13 protein-coding genes are annotated in these 17,257 nt (G+C 68.7%); 2 read left to right on the forward strand and 11 right to left on the reverse strand.

What is annotated here, in order from left to right:
* Window positions 1-2: 2 nt before the first annotated feature.
* From gor to ACLBWX_RS02430, 11 genes are all read right to left on the reverse strand, one after another.
* Window positions 3-1,400, reverse strand: a complete 1,398-nt coding sequence (gor, locus tag ACLBWX_RS02380; protein ID WP_447675498.1) for a glutathione-disulfide reductase — start codon at window positions 1,398-1,400, stop codon at window positions 3-5.
* A gap of 153 nt (window positions 1,401-1,553) precedes the next feature.
* On the reverse strand, window positions 1,554-1,721 hold the full coding sequence (rpmG, locus tag ACLBWX_RS02385; RefSeq protein ID WP_018044575.1) for a 50S ribosomal protein L33: 168 nt from the start codon (window positions 1,719-1,721) through the stop codon (window positions 1,554-1,556).
* A gap of 107 nt (window positions 1,722-1,828) precedes the next feature.
* On the reverse strand, window positions 1,829-3,010 hold the full coding sequence (locus ACLBWX_RS02390) for an MFS transporter (RefSeq protein ID WP_447675499.1): 1,182 nt from the start codon (window positions 3,008-3,010) through the stop codon (window positions 1,829-1,831).
* A 155-nt stretch (window positions 3,011-3,165) separates the two neighbouring features.
* Window positions 3,166-3,894 carry a hypothetical protein gene (locus tag ACLBWX_RS02395; RefSeq protein ID WP_447675500.1) on the reverse strand — a complete coding sequence of 243 codons (729 nt, stop codon included), beginning with the start codon at window positions 3,892-3,894 and terminating at the stop codon, window positions 3,166-3,168.
* Between the two features lie 846 nt (window positions 3,895-4,740).
* Window positions 4,741-6,015, reverse strand: coding sequence for an efflux RND transporter periplasmic adaptor subunit (locus ACLBWX_RS02400; RefSeq protein ID WP_447675501.1), 1,275 nt, complete (start codon window positions 6,013-6,015; stop codon window positions 4,741-4,743).
* Window positions 6,016-6,079: 64 nt separating this feature from the next.
* Window positions 6,080-9,304, reverse strand: a complete 3,225-nt coding sequence (locus ACLBWX_RS02405; RefSeq protein ID WP_447675502.1) for an efflux RND transporter permease subunit — start codon at window positions 9,302-9,304, stop codon at window positions 6,080-6,082.
* Between the two features lie 440 nt (window positions 9,305-9,744).
* Window positions 9,745-9,969: a YbdD/YjiX family protein gene (locus ACLBWX_RS02410; RefSeq protein ID WP_447675503.1), complete on the reverse strand. Its 225-nt coding sequence runs from the start codon at window positions 9,967-9,969 to the stop codon at window positions 9,745-9,747.
* A 5-nt stretch (window positions 9,970-9,974) separates the two neighbouring features.
* Window positions 9,975-12,041 (reverse strand): carbon starvation CstA family protein, encoded by a 2,067-nt coding sequence (locus ACLBWX_RS02415; protein WP_447675504.1) that lies wholly within the window; start codon window positions 12,039-12,041, stop codon window positions 9,975-9,977.
* A gap of 156 nt (window positions 12,042-12,197) precedes the next feature.
* Complete coding sequence (locus ACLBWX_RS02420) at window positions 12,198-12,830, reverse strand: TPM domain-containing protein (protein ID WP_447675505.1); 633 nt, start codon at window positions 12,828-12,830, stop codon at window positions 12,198-12,200.
* On the reverse strand, window positions 12,820-13,635 hold the full coding sequence (locus ACLBWX_RS02425) for a TPM domain-containing protein (RefSeq protein WP_447675506.1): 816 nt from the start codon (window positions 13,633-13,635) through the stop codon (window positions 12,820-12,822). The genes ACLBWX_RS02420 and ACLBWX_RS02425 overlap by 11 nt, the downstream gene beginning before the upstream one ends.
* Window positions 13,636-13,641: 6 nt before the next feature.
* The gene (locus ACLBWX_RS02430; RefSeq protein WP_447675507.1) at window positions 13,642-14,277 is read right to left on the reverse strand and encodes a LemA family protein; all 636 of its coding nucleotides are present in this window, start codon (window positions 14,275-14,277) and stop codon (window positions 13,642-13,644) included.
* Between the two features lie 247 nt (window positions 14,278-14,524).
* Here ACLBWX_RS02430 and ACLBWX_RS02435 point away from each other — a divergent pair, with 247 nt between their 5' ends.
* Complete coding sequence (locus ACLBWX_RS02435; RefSeq protein ID WP_447675508.1) at window positions 14,525-14,842, forward strand: SelT/SelW/SelH family protein; 318 nt, start codon at window positions 14,525-14,527, stop codon at window positions 14,840-14,842.
* Window positions 14,839-17,064: an HWE histidine kinase domain-containing protein gene (locus tag ACLBWX_RS02440; protein WP_447675509.1), complete on the forward strand. Its 2,226-nt coding sequence runs from the start codon at window positions 14,839-14,841 to the stop codon at window positions 17,062-17,064. The genes ACLBWX_RS02435 and ACLBWX_RS02440 overlap by 4 nt, the downstream gene beginning before the upstream one ends.
* The last annotated feature ends 193 nt before the right edge of the window (window positions 17,065-17,257 follow it).

The following is a 17,257-nucleotide window of genomic DNA, read 5'->3' on the forward strand; positions in this document are numbered from 1 at the left end:
CGTTAGCCGACGCCCACCGGGTGCTTCGTCACCACGGGGCTGCGCATCGTGACGAGTTCCTCGCCGGCGGTCGGATGCACCGCGATGGTGCGGTCGAAATCCGCCTTGGTGGCGCCCATGGTGACCGCGATGCCCACCGCCTGGATGATCTCGCCGGCATCGTGCCCGAGCACGTGCACGCCGACGACCCGGTCGCTCGCGCAATCGACCACCACCTTCATCAGCACGCGCTCCGCACGGCCGGATAGGGTCGCCTTCATCGGGCGGAAGCTCGACCGGTAGACGTCGACGGCGCCGTAGAGCTTGCGCGCGACGTCCTCGTTGTGGCCGACGACGCCGATCTCCGGCGTCGAGAAGACGGCGGTGGGGATGAGGCCGTGATCGACGCACCAGGGCTTGCCGCCGAACACGGTGTCGGCGAAGGCGTGCCCCTCGCGGATCGCGATCGGCGTCAGCGCGGCCCGGTCCGTGACGTCGCCCACCGCGTAGATCGACGGAACGCAGGTCTGCGAAAAAGCGTCGACGGGAATCGCGCCGCGCGCATCCGGCGTGATTCCGACTCGATCGAGGCCGAGGCCGGCGATGTTCGGCCGCCGCCCTGTCGCGGTCAGCACCTGATCGACTTCCAGATCGCTGCCGTTGTCGAGGGTGACGCGAATGCCGCCATCGGTCCGGTCGAGGCGTTCCACCGTCCGGCCGAGGCGCAGGTCCATGCGCTCGGCATAGGCCTCGCCCAGGGCGTCGCGGATCTCGTCGTCGAAGCCGCGCAGCAGCCGGTCGCCCCGGTGCAGCAGCGTCGTGCGGCTGCCGAGATGCGCGAAGACGCCGGCGAACTCCACCGCGATGTAGCCGCCGCCGACCACGAGGATGCGCTCGGGCAGGGTCTCGAGGTCGAAGACCTCGTTCGACGTGATGGCGAGCTCGGCGCCCGGGATCAGCGGCTCCTTGACCGGTTGGGCGCCGACCGCGACCAGGATGATGCGGGCCGTGACGCGGCGGTCCGACCCGACGAGGCGCACCGTGTGCGCATCCTCGATCACGGCCCGCTCGGGAACGACGGAGACGCCGGCCCGGCCGAGATTGGCATCGTAGATGCCCTCGAGCCGCGCCACCTCCGCATCGCGCCGGGCCTTCAGAATGCTCCAGTCGAAGCGCGGCTCGGGCACCGACCAGCCGAAGCCGGCGGCATCCGCGAAGTCGTCGGCGAAGCGCCCGGCATAGACCATGAGCTTCTTGGGCACGCAGCCGCGGATCACGCAGGTGCCGCCGACCCGGTATTCCTCGGCGAGTTGGACCCGGGCACCGTACCCGGCGGCGATGCGGGCCACGCGGACGCCGCCGGAGCCGCCGCCGATGACGAACAGATCGACGTCGAAGGTGCGGTCCGGATCGTCTGCCATGAACTCATCCTGCAGGTGGGGGCGCCGAAGGCTCTCCATCGCCCGAACGGGTCGGCACATCAACCGTCCCGTGGCCCAAACGAAAAGGCCGCTTCCCCTCCCGGAGAAACGGCCCTTCAGACACCTCTGCGGCGCGGGATCGCGCCGTCGGGCTTACTTGATCTTGGTTTCCTTGAAGTCGACGTGCTTGCGCACGACGGGGTCGTACTTCTTCATCGACAGCTTCTCGGTCTGCGTGCGTGAGTTCTTCTTCGTGACGTAGAAGTAACCCGTATCGGCGGTCGAGATCAGCTTGACTTTAACGGTGACGGCCTTGGCCATGGACGCGGCGCTCCTGTGATCGCGGCATTCCGCATCAGCGAAACGCAAAAGGGCCGGCGTGGGCCGGCTGAATACCGGCGGGTGATTGCCTCATCGGCCGGGATTCGTCAAGGCGCATCATGCTTGGGATGCTGGACGATGCGCAGGGCGACGACCGCCGCATAGCCGAGAAACAGCAGGCACAGGCTGTAGGCGAAGCCCTGGGGCGGGGCGAGGTCCATGCCGCCACCGATGATCGGCGGACCGAGCATCAGGCCGACATTGTAGAGCACCACGAAGGCGGCGTTGGCGCCTGCGAGCTCCGGTCCCCGCACCGTCGCCCCGAGGTGGGCGAGGCCGACCGTGTAGAGCGTGCCGGCGATCCCGCCCCACAGGAACAGCAGGACCAGCAATGCGGGGAACGAGGCGGAGGCAAGCGGGATCAGGCTCGACCCGAGCGCGCCGCCGAGGCCAGCCATGAGCAGCACGAGGCGGCGGTCCACCCGGTCGGCGAGCCAGCCGAAGGGGATCTGGAACATGACGTTGCCCAACGCCAGCGCGCTGACGAGCCCGGCCGCCGTCTCGGCGTCGTAGCCGAGGCGTAGGCCGTAGAGCGGCAGGATCGCGAAGCCACCGGTCTCCACCGCGCCGTAGACCAGCGCCGCGACGGTGGCGGCGGGAGCCAGGCGCAGATAGGCGAGGAAGGACCGTCCACGCCCATGACCGATCACGGGCGACAGGTCCCGGGCCAGCAGGAGCGGCACCAGGGCGACGAGGAACAGGCCGGCGCCGGCGACATAGGGGGCGTAGCCCTGCGTGCCGAAGACAGCGAGCAGGGCCGGTCCGACCGCGAAGCCGAGGGCCAGGACCGTCGCGTAGATGCCCATCACCAGCCCGCGGCGCTCCGGCGGGGCCGCCGCGTTGATCCAGAATTCGGAAAGCACGAACAGGGCACCGAGGCTCGTGGAGAACACGAAGCGCAGCACGAACCACCAGGCGATGCCTTGGAGGAGCTTGAAGGCGACGAGGCAGAGCGAACCGAGGACGATGGCGCCGACGAGCAGGCGCAGGACGCCGAGGCGGGCGGCGAGGCGCGGCACGAACGGCACCGTGAGAATGGCCGCGAGGCCGGCGACCGCGGTGTTCACCCCGATCAGGGTGCTCGAGGCCCCCATGCGCTCCATCTCGATGGAGAGCAGCGGGATCGTCAGGCTGAGGCCGATCCCGACCACCGCGACGCAGGTGATGGCAGCGGCAATCGAGGCGAAGCGCGCGCCATTCGCGATCTCGCTGGGAGCTTGAGCCGGCATGTGGGGTCCATCGCGGGTCGCCGGGGCAACGCCGGGACCGCCTTGTCCACGCCGGGTTCGCTTCACGCAACCACCTGCGGGCGCGCGGGCGATCATCCGATGGCGGCCCGCCCGGCTGCGCAGGGGCTCGTGAACCGCCGCGGAGCTTTCGTGAGTCAGGTCCGATCCGCGCCGGGGAGGTGGTGGAGCGGGCACGAGACTGCCCGCATACGCCACGCCGTCAGCAACTCCGCGAGGGCATCCGGATCCAATCCATACGTGTCCGGGAGGCCCATGCCACGTCCAGTGAGCTTGCGGTTCATCGCCGCGAGGCGTGTGTCCTCGGCACTGGCGTCGTCGAACATGACGATCCGCTGCGCTGCGCGGGACACCGCGACCGCAGTGAATCCGCTGGCATCGTGCCAGCCCACCCGCCGCACGCGGTCGGCCTGCACGATCGTCAGGCCCACCCCGTCCAGGTGGAGCGCCGAACCCCGGATCGCAATGACGATCATCAGGGGCGCACCACCGAGGAACAGTACCACGCCCGGCCAGACCAGCACCTGGGCGGCGATCGGGATCGCCTCGTACAGCAGCGTCCAGAGCATGACCCCGCCGAAGGCGGCCGACAGAGCGGCGAGGACGAGGAGCTTGCGCTTCGAGGCGCGCAGGACGACGGGACCCGGGTAGCGCGCGAGCAGCGCGTCGGCGGAGCGGGTCTCCGTCTCGAGCAGGGCCGGCCACAACTGCCAGGCAGCGATGGCTGCGCAGATTCCGAAGAACGCCGTCGCCGTGATGCCGCCATCCGCTCCGGTGACGATCATCCCGATTCCGGCCGCGACGAACACGAGACTGAGGACGAGCAGCAGGACGTGTCGGATACGAGGCCCGCTCGCTGACTTCATGAAGCCCAACCTGTCTTCTCCTCCTGCCCCAGTCTGCCGACGCGATCGACCTGCCCGCCTCGTGGTGTCCGACGAGGTGGCAGATTCCGACGATCGACACCACGGCGCGCAGACGTCCGACGCGAAGCCCGCGCGGATCGTTCGGTTTCGCCGAACTGTCGCGAAGCCTGAGACCGCGATGGGCAGGCCTCGTTGTTCGTCTACGCCGATGTCGCGCACGGTTACGCCGGCGGCGCGGCCCTCCGGCGTCCAGGCAAATCGATGGGTCGAAAAGAATGCGAGATCACCCGCCGGGCACCGGGCTACGAAGGCGAAGGGTCCGAATTCGAGCGAACCCCATCGATCCGCGTCGGCGGATGGGTGGACGACTTCGCCGGATCCATCCCGTCCCATGCCGCCGCCGTTCACGGCGAAGGGTCCACCGAAGGCAACGTCTCCGACGGGTCGGACATCGGTGAGGTCGCGACCGGCGGTGCACTTGTCCGCGGGAAGGGAGCGTTCGGAACCGAGCCCCGGAGGCGGGTCGGCCCCCCGGCACGGCGATGCCGCCGGTCTCGAAGAGGAGGGCGGCAAGGATCGAGCGGGTGGTGACGCGACGAAGAAGCAGGGCGCGCGCGGCGAGGTCCGGGTCGCGTGCCGCGAACACGCTGGCGTTGCCGTCCGACCGCCGAGCCCATGGCGCGGGTGAACGATCCCGGGATCGTCGCGGTCGATGCGCCCTTCGATGTGCAGGGCTACGCTTCTCCGGATTCCATCGATTCGAAACGGCCGGGGAAGCCGATGGCCCCGTGACACCGGCCCATTTCGGCCGAAGAAACGTGCGGCGCGGTGCGTGTGAAGGTGTTGCTACCGGGCGGCCGACTTCAGCGGCTTGCCGTCCCCCGCCGGCGGCTTGCGCTCGATCTTCTGGCCGTCGCGCAGGTCGGCGGGCGGGCTGAGCACGATCTCTTCGCCGCCCTCCAGCCCCTGGCCGAGCTCGACGGTCGTGCCGAGGTCGCGCCGGATCGTCACCGTGCGCCACTGCGCCGTACCGTCGTCGCGGGCCACCGCCACCTGCGTGCCGCGCTGGTTGAAGACGAGACTCTCGGCCGGCACGCGCACGTTGGGCTCGGTGCGCGGCACCTTCAGGGTGACGTAGACGTAGAGCCCCGCCCGCAGGGCGCCGTCCGTGTTCGGCACGTCGACCTGGGTCGTCAGGGTGCGCGACGATGTCAGCAGCGCCACGGAGCTGCGCTCGACCTTGCCGGAAAAGGTCCGGTCGGCGATCTGCGGCACCTTGATCGTGGCATCGACGCCGGGCTTCACGCCGACCGCGACGTTCTGGGGCACGTTGACCGAGACGCGCAGGATGTCGTCACGGTCCATAGAGAGCAGCGCCGTCCCCGTTCCGTCCGCGTGCACGAGGTCGCCGACATCGACCCCGCGCTGGGTGATGACGCCGTCGAAGGGCGCGATGATGTCCTTGAAGCCGGTGAGCGCGCGCAGGCGCTCCACCGTGGCCGCCTGCGCCTTGATGTTGGCCTGGGCCACCTTCACGCCGGCCTCCGCCGAGGCGAGGGTCGCGGCCTGGCTGAGCACGCTGGCCTGGGAGTTGTCCGCGTTCTGTTTCGAGGCCCAGCCCTGGCCCGCGAGCGTCGTGGTTCGGTTGTTGGTGACGTTGGCGAGGTTCACGTTGGCCTTGGCCTGGTCGACCATGGACTTGGCCTGCAGGAGCGCGGCTTCGAGCTGCCCGGTCTGCGCTTCCGCCTGGGCCAGCTGCTGGTCGAGATCCGGAGCGGCGATGCGCATCAGGATGTCGCCCTGGCGGACGCGGCTGCCGATGTCGACGCGGCGCTCGGCGATGTAGCCGGTGGCGCGCGCGTAGAGGGCCGCCTTGGCGAAGGCGTCGGTCTGGCCCGGCAGGGTGATGTCGATCGGCTTGTCCGCCCGCTCCGCGGAGGCGGTGCGCACCATCGGCACGAAGCTGTTCATCTTGCGCTGGGTCTCGGAGGCGGCGGCGCGCCGCTCCATCTGGCCGTACCCGCCCCAGGCGAGCAGGCCGATGGCGGCCACCGCGGCGATCAGGAACGGCGCCTTGCCGGGCGGCGGCGGGATGTCGGACGGGTCATGGGTCTGATGCATCACGGCTGTCCCATCCCCGAACCGGGCCTTACCCTGCCGGCAACGCCCAAGACCCGCCAACGGCTCACGCGTAATCCTCCAACGGCTTGACATCGCCCCGGCGCAGAAGCGCGTACAGGAACGGCACGAAGAGCAGCGTCGCCGGGGTGCCGACCGCGATGCCGCCCATCACCGCCCGGGCCAGCGCGGCGTTCTGCTCACCCCCCTCGCCCGTGCCGAGGGCCATCGGGATCAGGCCGAGGAACATCGCGCTCGCGGTCATCAGCACCGGCCGCAGGCGGGTCTCGCCCGCGAGCAGCGCCGCCTCGACCGCGCCGCATCCGGTCGCCTCGCGATGCTCCTTGGCGAAGGTGACCAGCAGGATGGAGTTGGCGGAAGCGATACCCACCGACATGATCGCGCCGAAGAGTGAGGGAATCGAGAACGTCGTTCCGGTGATGAACAGGCTCGCGACGATGCCGCAGAAGGCGAGCGGCAGGGCGGCCAGCACCACGAAGGGGTCGCCCCAGCTCTGGAAGTTCACCGCCATCAGGAGATAGACCGCCACGAGGGCGATCGCGAGGCCGACCTGGAGGCGGAAGAACGCCGATTCCATGTTCTCGATCTGCCCGCGGACCGTGATCTTGTCGGGCGCCGGCAGGGCCTTCTGCTCGTCGGCGATGATCTTGCGGATCTCCTTCGACACGGAGCCGAGGTCGCTGTCCTGCACCGCCGCGTAGACGTTGAAGGTCGGCTGGGTGTTGACGTGGTTGATCACCGTCTGCGAGCCCTCGCGGCGCATGGTGGAGACACTGGAGAGGAGCGTCAGCACGCCCGGCGCATCGGCACCGCCATTGACCAGGAGCGGCGTGTTCTGCAGCGCCGTGAGCGAGTCGTTTCGATATTCCGGGGTCTGCACCCACAACTGGTAAGGGATGCCGGTCTTCGGGTCGGTCCAGAAGTTCGGCGTGACCTGGAAGGAACCCGACAGCGAGACGTTCAGGCCCTGCGCGATCTGCTGCTGGGTCAGCCCGAGCTCGGAGGCGAGCCGCCGGTCGACGTCCACGAAGAATTGCGGCGTGCCGACGATCTGGTGCAGGTGCACGTCGACGGCGCCGCGCACGCTCTTCAGGCGACGGACGATGTTCTGCGCCACCGCCAGGTCCTTGGCGGTGTTGCGGCCGGAAACCTGGATGTCGATCTGCGCCAGGGTTCCGAAGTTCAGGATCTGGGTGATGATGTCCGAGGGCTGGAAGTAGAAGACCACATCGGGGAAGCGCTCGCGCAGCATTTCGCGCAGGCGCTTGGTGTAGTCGGCCACCGAGCCGTGCCCCTCCTTGAGGTTGATGAGCATCTGGCCGTCGTTGTAGGCGACGAACGAGCCGTCAGAGAACGCGAAGTTGTAGTTGTTCGCCGGCAGACCGATATTGTCGAGGATCTGGTCGATCTCACCCTGGGGGATCACTTCGCGGACGACGTTCTCGACCTGCGCGAAGACCTGCTCGGCGGTCTCGATGCGCATGCCGGGCCGGGTCCGCAGGTGCAGGGTCATCTGGCTCGAGGCGACCTGGGGGAAGTAGTCCTGCCCCACGAAGACGAAGAGCCCGGCCGTGGTGGCGAAGACGACGGCCACCAGGGTCAGGGTCGCGGCGCGGCGGGCGATGACGACGTGGAGCAGGCCGAGATAGCCGCGGTGGAAGCGTGCGAACCGCGCCTCGAAGCCGTGTCGGAACCAGCCGGCCAGGCGAAAGACCGGGCCGCCGATCCAGCCGAGGGCGCGGGCGACGCGTCCCCGCCGCGGCTCGGCGCCCTCCCCATGCTTGGCATCGTATTCCCGGGCCACCAGCACGTCGATCAGCACCGGGACGAGGGTGCGCGACAGGACGTAGGAGGTCAGCATCGCGAACACGACCGCCAGGGCCTGGGGCGTGAACAGGTATTTCGGCGTGTCGGTCAGCGCGAAGACCGAGACGAAGGCGGCGCAGATGGACAGGGTCGAAATCAGCGCCGGCTTGGCGATGCCGGCGGCGCCCTCCACCACCGATTTCCGGAAGGGCTCGCCCTCCTCGAACAGCCGGTAGGTGTTCTCGATCGCCACGGTGGCGTCGTCGACCAGGATTCCGACCGCCAGCGCCAGGCCGCCGAGGGTCATCACGTTGATGGTCTCGCCGAGCGCCGCCAGGATGGCGAGGGAGGTCAGGATCGAGAGCGGGATCGAGACCAGCACCACGATGGTGGAGCGCCAGGAGCCGAGGAACAGCAGGATGGTCAGGCCGGTGAGGCCCGCCGCGATGATCGCCTCGTGGATCACGCCCTCGATGGCGGCCGAGACGAAGACCGACTGGTCGAACAGCGGCTTGAGGCTCATGCCCTCGGGGGCGGCGGCCTGAATGTCAGGCAGAGCCTTCTTGACGTTGTTGACCACGTCGAGCGTCGAGGCGGTGCCGTTCTTGAAGATGCGCATCAGCACCGAGTGCACGCCGTCGGCACGCACGATGTTGACCTGCGGCGGTCCGCCATCGCGCACGTTGGCGACGTCGCGCACCAGGATCGGCTGACCGCCCACCACCTTGATGGGGATCTGGTTCAGGGCCTCGATCGCCTCGGGCGAAGCGTTGAGCTGCACCGGGTACTGCTGCTCACCGATCTTGGCGAGGCCGGAGGGAATCGTGAGATTCTGCGCCGTGACGGCGTTGGTGACGTCCAGCGCCGTGAGCCCGAGGGCTTGAAGGGCGTGCAGGTCGAGGTCGACCATGATCTGGCGCGGCGTGCCGCCGAAGGGCGACGGCAGGGTCGAACCGGGCACCTGCGTCAGGCGCTGGCGGATGCGGTACTGGGCGTAATCGAAGACCTTGGTCAGGCTCTCGCGGTCGGAGGAGAGCGCGAGCTGGATCACCGGCACCGAGGAGGCGGAGAAGCGCAGCACGATGGGCGGCTGCACGCCGGGCGGCATCGTCGCCCGGATCGAGTTCATCGCCGAGACGACCTGCGCGATGGCGAGATCGATGCTCACCGCGCCGTCGAAGTAGATCTTCTGGATCGCCGTGCCCTGGAGGGTCGTGGATTCCATCCGGGCGATGTTGTTGACGTTGTTTGAGAGCGAGAACTCCGCGTAGGTGGTGATGCGACGCTCCATCTCGGAGGTCGACAGGCCGTTATAGGTCCACACCACCACGACCACCGGGATATCCACGGTGGGCAGCACGTCCTTGGGCGCGACCACGACCGCCGCGGCGCCGCCGAGCATCATCAGCACGGCGAGGACGTAGATCGTGATGCGGAACTTCAGAGCATACTGAACGAGGCCCATGGGGCTCCCACGCGATCGCGCCGACGCTGGTGTACCACGGTGGTCGCATGCCACCGGCTCCTCTGTAGCCGTGACGACGCGACGCAATCGAGGTCTCGGCCCGAGTTTTTTGTTTCCGGGTGTAAACCGGCGGCCTGGACCCTGACGTCGCCGTCTGTTTCAGGGGCCGATGTGGCCGGGCCGTTCCCGCAGATACCCTTCAGCAACGCCCAGTCCGGACCCGTCAGGATGGGCCGGTCGGTGGTCGCGGAGCCAGTCAGGGTACAGATCCGCTGCACCCGTTCCCGGGTCATGGAATGGCTGCGCAGGAAGGTCGCGACGACGCCATGGTCGCCATCCCTGGCGATGCGCTCCAGGTGGATGCGGCGCGGCGCTGCCGGCGCCACGGGCGGGGGGCTGCGAGCTTGGATAACGCCCGCCAGGATGACGGACGGGAGCGGTCAGCAGCAGCGGAAGCCGTTGCGATTGCCGACGCCGAAGCGGGCGTTCTCCCGGTTCCGGAAGAACTCCCGCTCGCTCATGGGCTCCTGATCCGCATGGGTCCTGCGGATATGGGCGGCATAGGCCTCGTAGTCGCCCTGCCCCACCATCAGACGGGCGCCGTCGCAGACGCATTTCGAGAAGGTCTTGAGACGGTCCCGCAACTCGGTCGACGACAGCGCCATGAGGCTTACTCCGCGGGAACGACGGCCGGGCCGCCGCTCTCCAGGGCGGTCCAGCGATCGGCCCGGTAGGCCTTCACGCAGGCCATGATGCCGAACGTGGCGATGGCGAGCACGAGGCCGACGAACATCACCGCGAGGGCCGCATCGATCCGATCGTTGAAGACGATCTTGTGCATGTCGGCCATGTTCTTGGCCGGCGCCAGCACCTTGTTCTCGGCGATGGCGGCCGAGAAGCGGTCGGCATGGGAGAGGAAGCCGATCTTCGGGTCCGCCGAGAAGATCTTCTGCCAGCCCGCCGTCAGGGTGCAGACGCAGAGCCAGACGGTGGGGATGATCGTGACGAAGGCGTAGCGCTCGCGCTTCATCTTGAAGATCACCACGGTGGCGAGCGTCAGGGCCACGGCCGCCAGCATCTGGTTGGAGATGCCGAACAGCGGCCAGAGGGTGTAGATGCCGCCGAGCGGATCGGTGACGCCCTGGTAGAGGAAGTAGCCCCAGGCGCCGACGCACATGGCGGTGGCCAGGATGCTGGGCGCCCAGGCCGTCGTGTCCTTGAACCGCGGCGAGACGAGGCCGAGCAGATCCTGCAGCATGAAGCGCCCGGCGCGGGTGCCGGCGTCCACGGCCGTCAGGATGAACAGCGCCTCGAACAGGATGGCGAAGTGGTACCAGAACGCCATCATCGCCTTGCCGCCGATGGCCGAGGAGATGATGTGGGCCATGCCGACCGCGAGGGTCGGCGCGCCGCCGGCGCGGGAGATGATCGAGTGCTCGCCGACGTCCTTGGCCGTCTGGGCGATCTGCTCCGCCGTGATGGCGAAGGCAGGATCGAGCTTCGTGACCGCGGCGGCCGCGGATTCCGGCGTGGTGCCGACGAGGCCGGCCGGCGAGTTCATGGTGAAGTAGATGCCCGGCTCGATCACGCTGGCGGAGACCAGCGCCATCACGGCCACGAAGCTCTCCATGAGCATGCCGCCGTAGCCGATGAAGCGGGCGTCGGACTCACGGTCGATCAGCTTCGGCGTCGTGCCGGAGGAGATCAGAGCGTGGAAGCCCGAGACCGCGCCGCAGGCGATCGTGATGAACAGGAACGGGAACAGCGATCCGGCCCAGACCGGTCCGCTCCCGTCGACGAACTTGGTGACGGCCGGCATCTGCATGTGCGGGGCGACGTAGGCGATGCCGAGCGCGAGGCCGATGATGGTGCCGATCTTGAGGAAGGTCGAGAGGTAGTCGCGCGGGGCGAGCAGGAGCCAGACCGGCAGGATCGAGGCGACGAAGCCGTAGCCGATCAGCAGCCAGCAGAGCTGGGTGCCGGTGAAGGTGAAGAACGGACCCCAGTACGGATCGGCGGCGACGTTGCCGCCGTAGACGATCGCCAGCATCAGCAGCACGAAGCCGATGATCGAGACCTCGCCGACCTTTCCGGGCCGGATGTAGCGGGCGTAGAGGCCCATCAGCATCGCGATCGGGATCGTCGCCGCGACGGTGAAGGTGCCCCAGGGGCTCTCGGCCAGGGCCTTCACGACGATCATCGCCAGCACCGCCAGCAGGATGACCATGATCATGAACGTGCCGAACAGGGCGATGATGCCCGGGATGGTGCCGAGCTCGGCCCGGATCAACTCGCCCAGCGAGCGGCCGTCCCGGCGCATCGAGATGAAGAGGACCATGAAGTCCTGCACGGCGCCGGCCAGGACCACGCCTGCCAGGATCCAGAGGAGGCCCGGCAGGTAGCCCATCTGCGCGGCGAGCACGGGGCCGACGAGCGGCCCGGCACCGGCGATGGCGGCGAAGTGGTGGCCGAACAGCACGTTGCGGTTGGTCGGGACGTAGTCGAGGCCGTCGTTGTGCACGTGGGCCGGGGTCTGGCGGCTGTCGTCGAGCCGCATGACCTTCGAGGAGATGAAGAGCGAGTAGTAGCGGTAGGCGATCAGGTAGACGCACACCGCCGCAACGACGATCCAGAGGGCATTGACCGTCTCGCCGCGCGTCGTCGCGACGATGGCGAGGGCGGCAGCCCCCAGCGCTCCCACGAGGGCCCAGGGCCCGTGCTTCGATACCGCACTCATGACGTCTCGCTCCAGCGACCTGTCCTTGATGGCAGATCGTCAAGGGATCTTCTCGCGCAAATTTTGCGGAAGAGCCAGAGGCGGGGCGTTTCAATCGTTAGGGTTTGAATAACACAGTCCGGAGTTGTCACCGGAAGTTGCAGGGCCGGCCGATCGTCAGTCGAGTTCGATCACCCGGTTCGGCAGGACGTCCACGGGCCGCGCCTCCGGCGGAAGCGGTCCGGCCAGGATTGTGCCGACCTGGGCCACGACGGTGGTCAGTCCCGCCTCCGCCTCGCCGCGCCGCAGGGCCGCCAGCAGAGTCTCGATCGCGCCGGCCCAGGCGGCTGGCGGGACGCGCGCGGCGACGCCGTGGTCTGCGACGATCTCGGCATGGCCCTCGGCCCGGGCCACGTAGATCAGCACGCCGGTCCGCCCCTCCGTCCGGCTGAGTCCGCGGGTGGTGAACTCGCGCAGGGCCTGCTCGTGCGCCCGTTCGCGGCGGATCACCCGCGGCACCAGGGCCAATCGAATTCGGGGATGGAGACCCGCGAGCAGCGTCAGCAGGACCACGGCGACCTGCGCGAGCGCGATCGCGGCCGCGCTCCAGGGGGTCAGCGCGATGAGGGGCCACGGGACGGCGAGGCCGGCAGCGAGCGCCAGCAGCAGCGGCGCCGAGCGGTAGACCCCGGCGCGGGCGGCCACCAGCACCACGATCTCGCCCGCCGTCTCGGTCTCGGCCCGGCGAATCGCCTCTCCGATCCGCGTCCGCGCCGCCGCATCGAGAAAGGGACGCCGTTCACCAGTCACCGGATGCCCCTCCCCCACCCGACGAGCCGCCGCCGCCCGAGAACCCGCCGCCGTCGAAGCCGCCCGAGACGCCGCCGCTCCAGCCACCCGAGGACGGTCCCGGCAGGATGATGAACCCGCCTCCGCCGCCCCGTCGCCCACGGTTCATCCGATAGACGACGAAGAGGATGATGAAGAACAGGACGATGAAGACGATCACGTGCCCGGGATCGGCCTCGTCGCTGCGTATCTCGGCCTTGCGGTGCCATTCCTCGGCATCGCCGGCGAGGATCGACAGCATCGCGTCGACGCCCGCGTTGATGCCGCCGGCGAAGTCGCCCGTCTTGAAGCGCGGCGTGATCGCAGTGGTGATGATCACCTTCGTGAGGGCGTCGGTCAGGGCGCCCTCGAGTCCGTAGCCGACCTCGATCCGGACCTTGCGCTCCGTCGGGGCGACGAGGAGCAGGGCGCCGTTGTTGGTCTTGGCCTGTCCGAGCTTCCAGGCGCGGAACAGACGGTTGGCATAGTCCTCAACCGTGCGATCCTGCAGGCCCGGCACCGTCGCGACCACGACCTGGTCCGAGGTCCTGTCCTCGTAGGCCTTGAGCTTGGCCTCCAGCGCCGCCCGCTCGTCGGGCTTCAGAATGCCGGCGGCATCGACGACCCGACCCGTCAGGGTCGGGAAGGTGGGCTCGGCGGCGCGGGCCTGAACGAGGGTGAGGCCGAAGACCAGCCAGAGACCCAGCAGCAGGTGCGCCGCGGAAAGCCGGACGGCGGGAGGCCGCCCGGAGAACGCTCCGGCGCGTCCCGGGCGCGGACGGCCCATGGCGGGCTAGAACTTCACGTTCGGCGGGCGCTCGGAATTGGGCGTCGCCGTGAAGGTCTCCATCGGCTTCGCCTCCGGGTAGAACCAGGCCGCGATCCAGCGTCCGGGGATGGTGCGGACCTCGGTATTGTAGTCCTGGACGGCCGCGATGTAGTCCCGGCGCGCGACGGCGATCCGATTTTCGGTGCCTTCGAGCTGCGATTGCAGGGCGAGGAAGTTCTGGTTCGACTTGATGTCGGGGTAGCGTTCCACCGTGACGAGCAGGCGACCGAGGGCGCCGGAGAGCTGATTCTGGGCGTCCTGGAATTCCTTGAACTTCTGCGGATCGCTCACCGTGGAGGCATCGACCTTGACGCTGGAGGCCTTGGCCCGCGCCTCGGTGACGCCGATCAGCACGTCCTTTTCCTGCTGGGCGTAGCCCTTCACCGTCTCGACGAGGTTCGGGATCAGGTCGGCCCGGCGCTGGTACTGGTTCTGCACCTCGCTCCAGGAGGATTTGGCCCGCTCCTCCAGGGTCGGAACCCGGTTGATGGCCCCGCAGCCTGTCAGGGTGGTGCCCAGCGCGAGGGCGGCGACCGCGATCCGCGCCCGGCTCAGCCAAGTCCTGACCGGCCCCGCCGTGGTGACGACACCTGAACGCATGTTGAACTCCTGGGCAGCAGACCGGCACCCGCGAGCGATCCCCGGGCGACGCGTGATGACAGATAGGTGCACGCCCGCTGCGATAAAGGCGCGCGGCGAAAAACTTGGCCGGTAAGGAGGACTTCGCCAAAAACGAGGACTTGGCCGGAAGGCGAAGCTCGGCTTGAAGCGGGTCGCCCACGGTTTGCACCGGAGGCGTGCCGCGCGCTGGTTGACAAGCCGGGAACGATCGGTCGCTTTACCCGCCATGGACGAAACGCCCCGCCCATCGCCCGAGAAGCCGCGGGTTTCGATCACCTACTGCACGCAGTGCCAATGGCTGCTGCGAGCAGGATGGATGGCGCAGGAACTCCTCTCCACCTTCCGTGACGATCTCGGCGAGGTGGCCCTCGTTCCCGGGACCGGCGGCGTCTTCGTGATCCGATGCGGACCGCACCTGATCTGGGATCGGACGCGCGACGGCGGCTTTCCGGACGTGAAAATCTTGAAGCAGCGGGTACGGGACCAGCTCGCACCCGACCGCGACCTCGGCCATATCGATCGTTCGGGCGTCGACCGCCCATGAACGGCCCACCACCCGGAGAGTCCACGACCGAGCGTCGCACGGGGCGTCGGTGGTGGAGGCCAAGGTCGCTCGCCTCGGCCTACGCCCATGTCCGCCAGCGAGGATTCTCGACGCAGGTCTACCTCATCGCCCTGGTGGTGGCGCTGATCGGTCCGGGTCTGATCTTCACGGCCATCCTCCTGGTCCGATACGCCGGAACGGAGCGGGCCCGTTTCGAGCAGGATGCCCGCGAGAACGTGCGCGGCATCGCCCTGTCCGTCGATCGCGACACCGCCGGGCTGGTCTCGGTGCTGCAGACACTGGCGACGTCGCCGCGACTGAAGGATGGCGAGTTCGACAACTTCGACGCCCAGGCCCGCTTGGTGCGCGATGCCGTCGGCCTCGACATTCTGCTGCGGCGTCCTGACGGACAGCAGGTCGTGAACACGGCGGTTCCGCGCGGTGCCCCCCTGCCGCGCAGCGGCCTGCCGTTCGACCGCGAGATCGCATCGGGCAGCCAGCGCGCGGTGGTCTCCGGATACGTCAAGGGCATGAAGCCGACCGAGGCGACCTACGCCGTGGCCGTGCCGGTGCTCGGCGAGGGCGGCATCAGCCACATCCTCAGCTTCTCCGTGCCGATCAGCCGTCTCGAGAGTCTCGTCAACCGGGAAGCCGTCGAGGGTTGGATCACCGGGCTCTCCGACCGGGAGGGAATCATCCTGTCGCGGGTGCCCGATCCGGACACCCTCATCGGCGCGCAGCAACCCGCGACCCTGCGGCAGTATCAGACCGCGACGCCCAACGTCTGGGAGGGCAGGGATCGGCGGCTGAAGGCCGTGACCGTCGTCGAGGCGCGCTCGCGTCTGACCGGTTGGACGGCGGCCGCCATCATCCCTCAGGCCCTCGTGGAAGCGCGCCTGCGCAACTGGATCTGGGCCTTCGGCGGCTTCGGACTCCTCGTGCTGGCAACCTCGTCCATCCTCGCCGTGCACTTGTGGTCGCGGGTCTCGCAACCTCTGCGGCGGCTGGCGGCGACGGGTCCGGCGCTCGCCCGCGGCGAGGTCATTCCCCGGATCACCTCGCCCATCCACGAGATCCGCCGCCTCGGCGACGTGCTCGCGGATGCCTCGCAACGCCTGCGCCTGCGCAGCGACGAGCGCGACCGGGCCCTGGCCGAGACGCAGCGGGGCCTGAGCGCCCTGCGCGAGAGCGAAGCCCGGTTCCGGCACATGGCCGACTCGGCACCGGCCCTGATCTGGATGACGGACGAGACGGCACAGATCAGCTTCGCCAACATGCATTTCGACCACATGTTCGGCCTTCATACGGCGGCGGAACTCACGGGTGAGGATTGGCGCCGCGTCATCTTCGCGGAGGATTACGAGACCTTCGCGACGCGCTTCCGGGATGCCTTCGCGGCCCGGGTGCCGTTTCAGGCCGATGTCCGCGTGATCGACCGGGACGGCGTCGTCCGGTGGATTCGCTGCGAGGGCGTGCCGCGGACGGACGATACCGGCAATTTTCTCGGCTACACCGGGTGCAACGTCGACATCACCGATGCCAAGCGTGCCGCGGAGCACCAGCAACTGCTCATTCACGAGCTCAACCATCGCGTCAAGAACACGCTGGCGACGGTGCAGTCGATCGCCGGGCAGTCCTTGCGCCGCCTGGAGGGACCGGAGGCCGGTGCGGCGCGAGCCGCCTTCGAGGCCCGTCTTCTGGCCCTCGCCCGGGTTCACAACGTCCTCACTCGCGAAAGCTGGGACGGTGCTGAACTCGGAAACGTCGTGGCCGACGCGATCGCGCCGTTGGACGCGACGGAGGGGCAGCGCTCGCGCTTCCTCGTGTCCGGTCCTGCACTCCGCCTGCCGCCGCGTCTCGCCCTGTCAATCGCCATGGCGCTGCATGAGCTCGGCACCAACGCGGTGAAGTACGGGTCCCTCTCGCAGGAGGGGGGAACCGTGACGATCGCCTGGTCTGTGGAGCGCCAGGCGGAGACCCGCCTGATCCTGCGCTGGAGCGAGCATGGGGGCCCGCCGGTCGCCCCGCCGACCCGGACCGGTTTCGGGTCGCGCCTGATCGAGCGCAGCCTTGCCCGGGAACTCGATGGCGAGGTTCAACTGCTGTTCGCGGCGGCGGGAGTCGTCTGCACCATCGAGGCGCCGGTGCCTCCGCCGACCCTGCTGGAGCGGAAGGCCGATCTCATCGGTCCGCGCGAGGTCGCGCTGTCGCGCTCAGCCTGATCCGCGCCCCGCGATCCCCGAATACAACCTGAGGAGGTCGCTGTCCTGGGTCGGAAGGGCCGCTTTGGCTCGCGAAATGAGCGATTTCGGCTCAATTCCGTGGAAGGTCGGGTCCGATGAGACACCTGCCGGGTTGTTTCGAACCTGACGGGTCGGGAGCGGGATCGCCCGATCGGACGAGACCAGACACAGG

This window comes from Methylobacterium sp. M6A4_1b, from assembly GCF_053345175.1.

Coding starts and splice junctions, on each gene's coding strand:
- gor (WP_447675498.1), bottom strand. CDS start 1,400: ATGGCAGACGATCCGGACCGCACCTTCGACGTCGATCTGTTCGTCATC.
- rpmG (WP_018044575.1), bottom strand. CDS start 1,721: ATGGCCAAGGCCGTCACCGTTAAAGTCAAGCTGATCTCGACCGCCGAT.
- ACLBWX_RS02390 (WP_447675499.1), bottom strand. CDS start 3,010: ATGCCGGCTCAAGCTCCCAGCGAGATCGCGAATGGCGCGCGCTTCGCC.
- ACLBWX_RS02395 (WP_447675500.1), bottom strand. CDS start 3,894: ATGAAGTCAGCGAGCGGGCCTCGTATCCGACACGTCCTGCTGCTCGTC.
- ACLBWX_RS02400 (WP_447675501.1), bottom strand. CDS start 6,015: ATGCATCAGACCCATGACCCGTCCGACATCCCGCCGCCGCCCGGCAAG.
- ACLBWX_RS02405 (WP_447675502.1), bottom strand. CDS start 9,304: ATGGGCCTCGTTCAGTATGCTCTGAAGTTCCGCATCACGATCTACGTC.
- ACLBWX_RS02410 (WP_447675503.1), bottom strand. CDS start 9,969: ATGGCGCTGTCGTCGACCGAGTTGCGGGACCGTCTCAAGACCTTCTCG.
- ACLBWX_RS02415 (WP_447675504.1), bottom strand. CDS start 12,041: ATGAGTGCGGTATCGAAGCACGGGCCCTGGGCCCTCGTGGGAGCGCTG.
- ACLBWX_RS02425 (WP_447675506.1), bottom strand. CDS start 13,635: ATGGGCCGTCCGCGCCCGGGACGCGCCGGAGCGTTCTCCGGGCGGCCT.
- ACLBWX_RS02430 (WP_447675507.1), bottom strand. CDS start 14,277: ATGCGTTCAGGTGTCGTCACCACGGCGGGGCCGGTCAGGACTTGGCTG.
- ACLBWX_RS02435 (WP_447675508.1), top strand. CDS start 14,525: ATGGACGAAACGCCCCGCCCATCGCCCGAGAAGCCGCGGGTTTCGATC.
- ACLBWX_RS02440 (WP_447675509.1), top strand. CDS start 14,839: ATGAACGGCCCACCACCCGGAGAGTCCACGACCGAGCGTCGCACGGGG.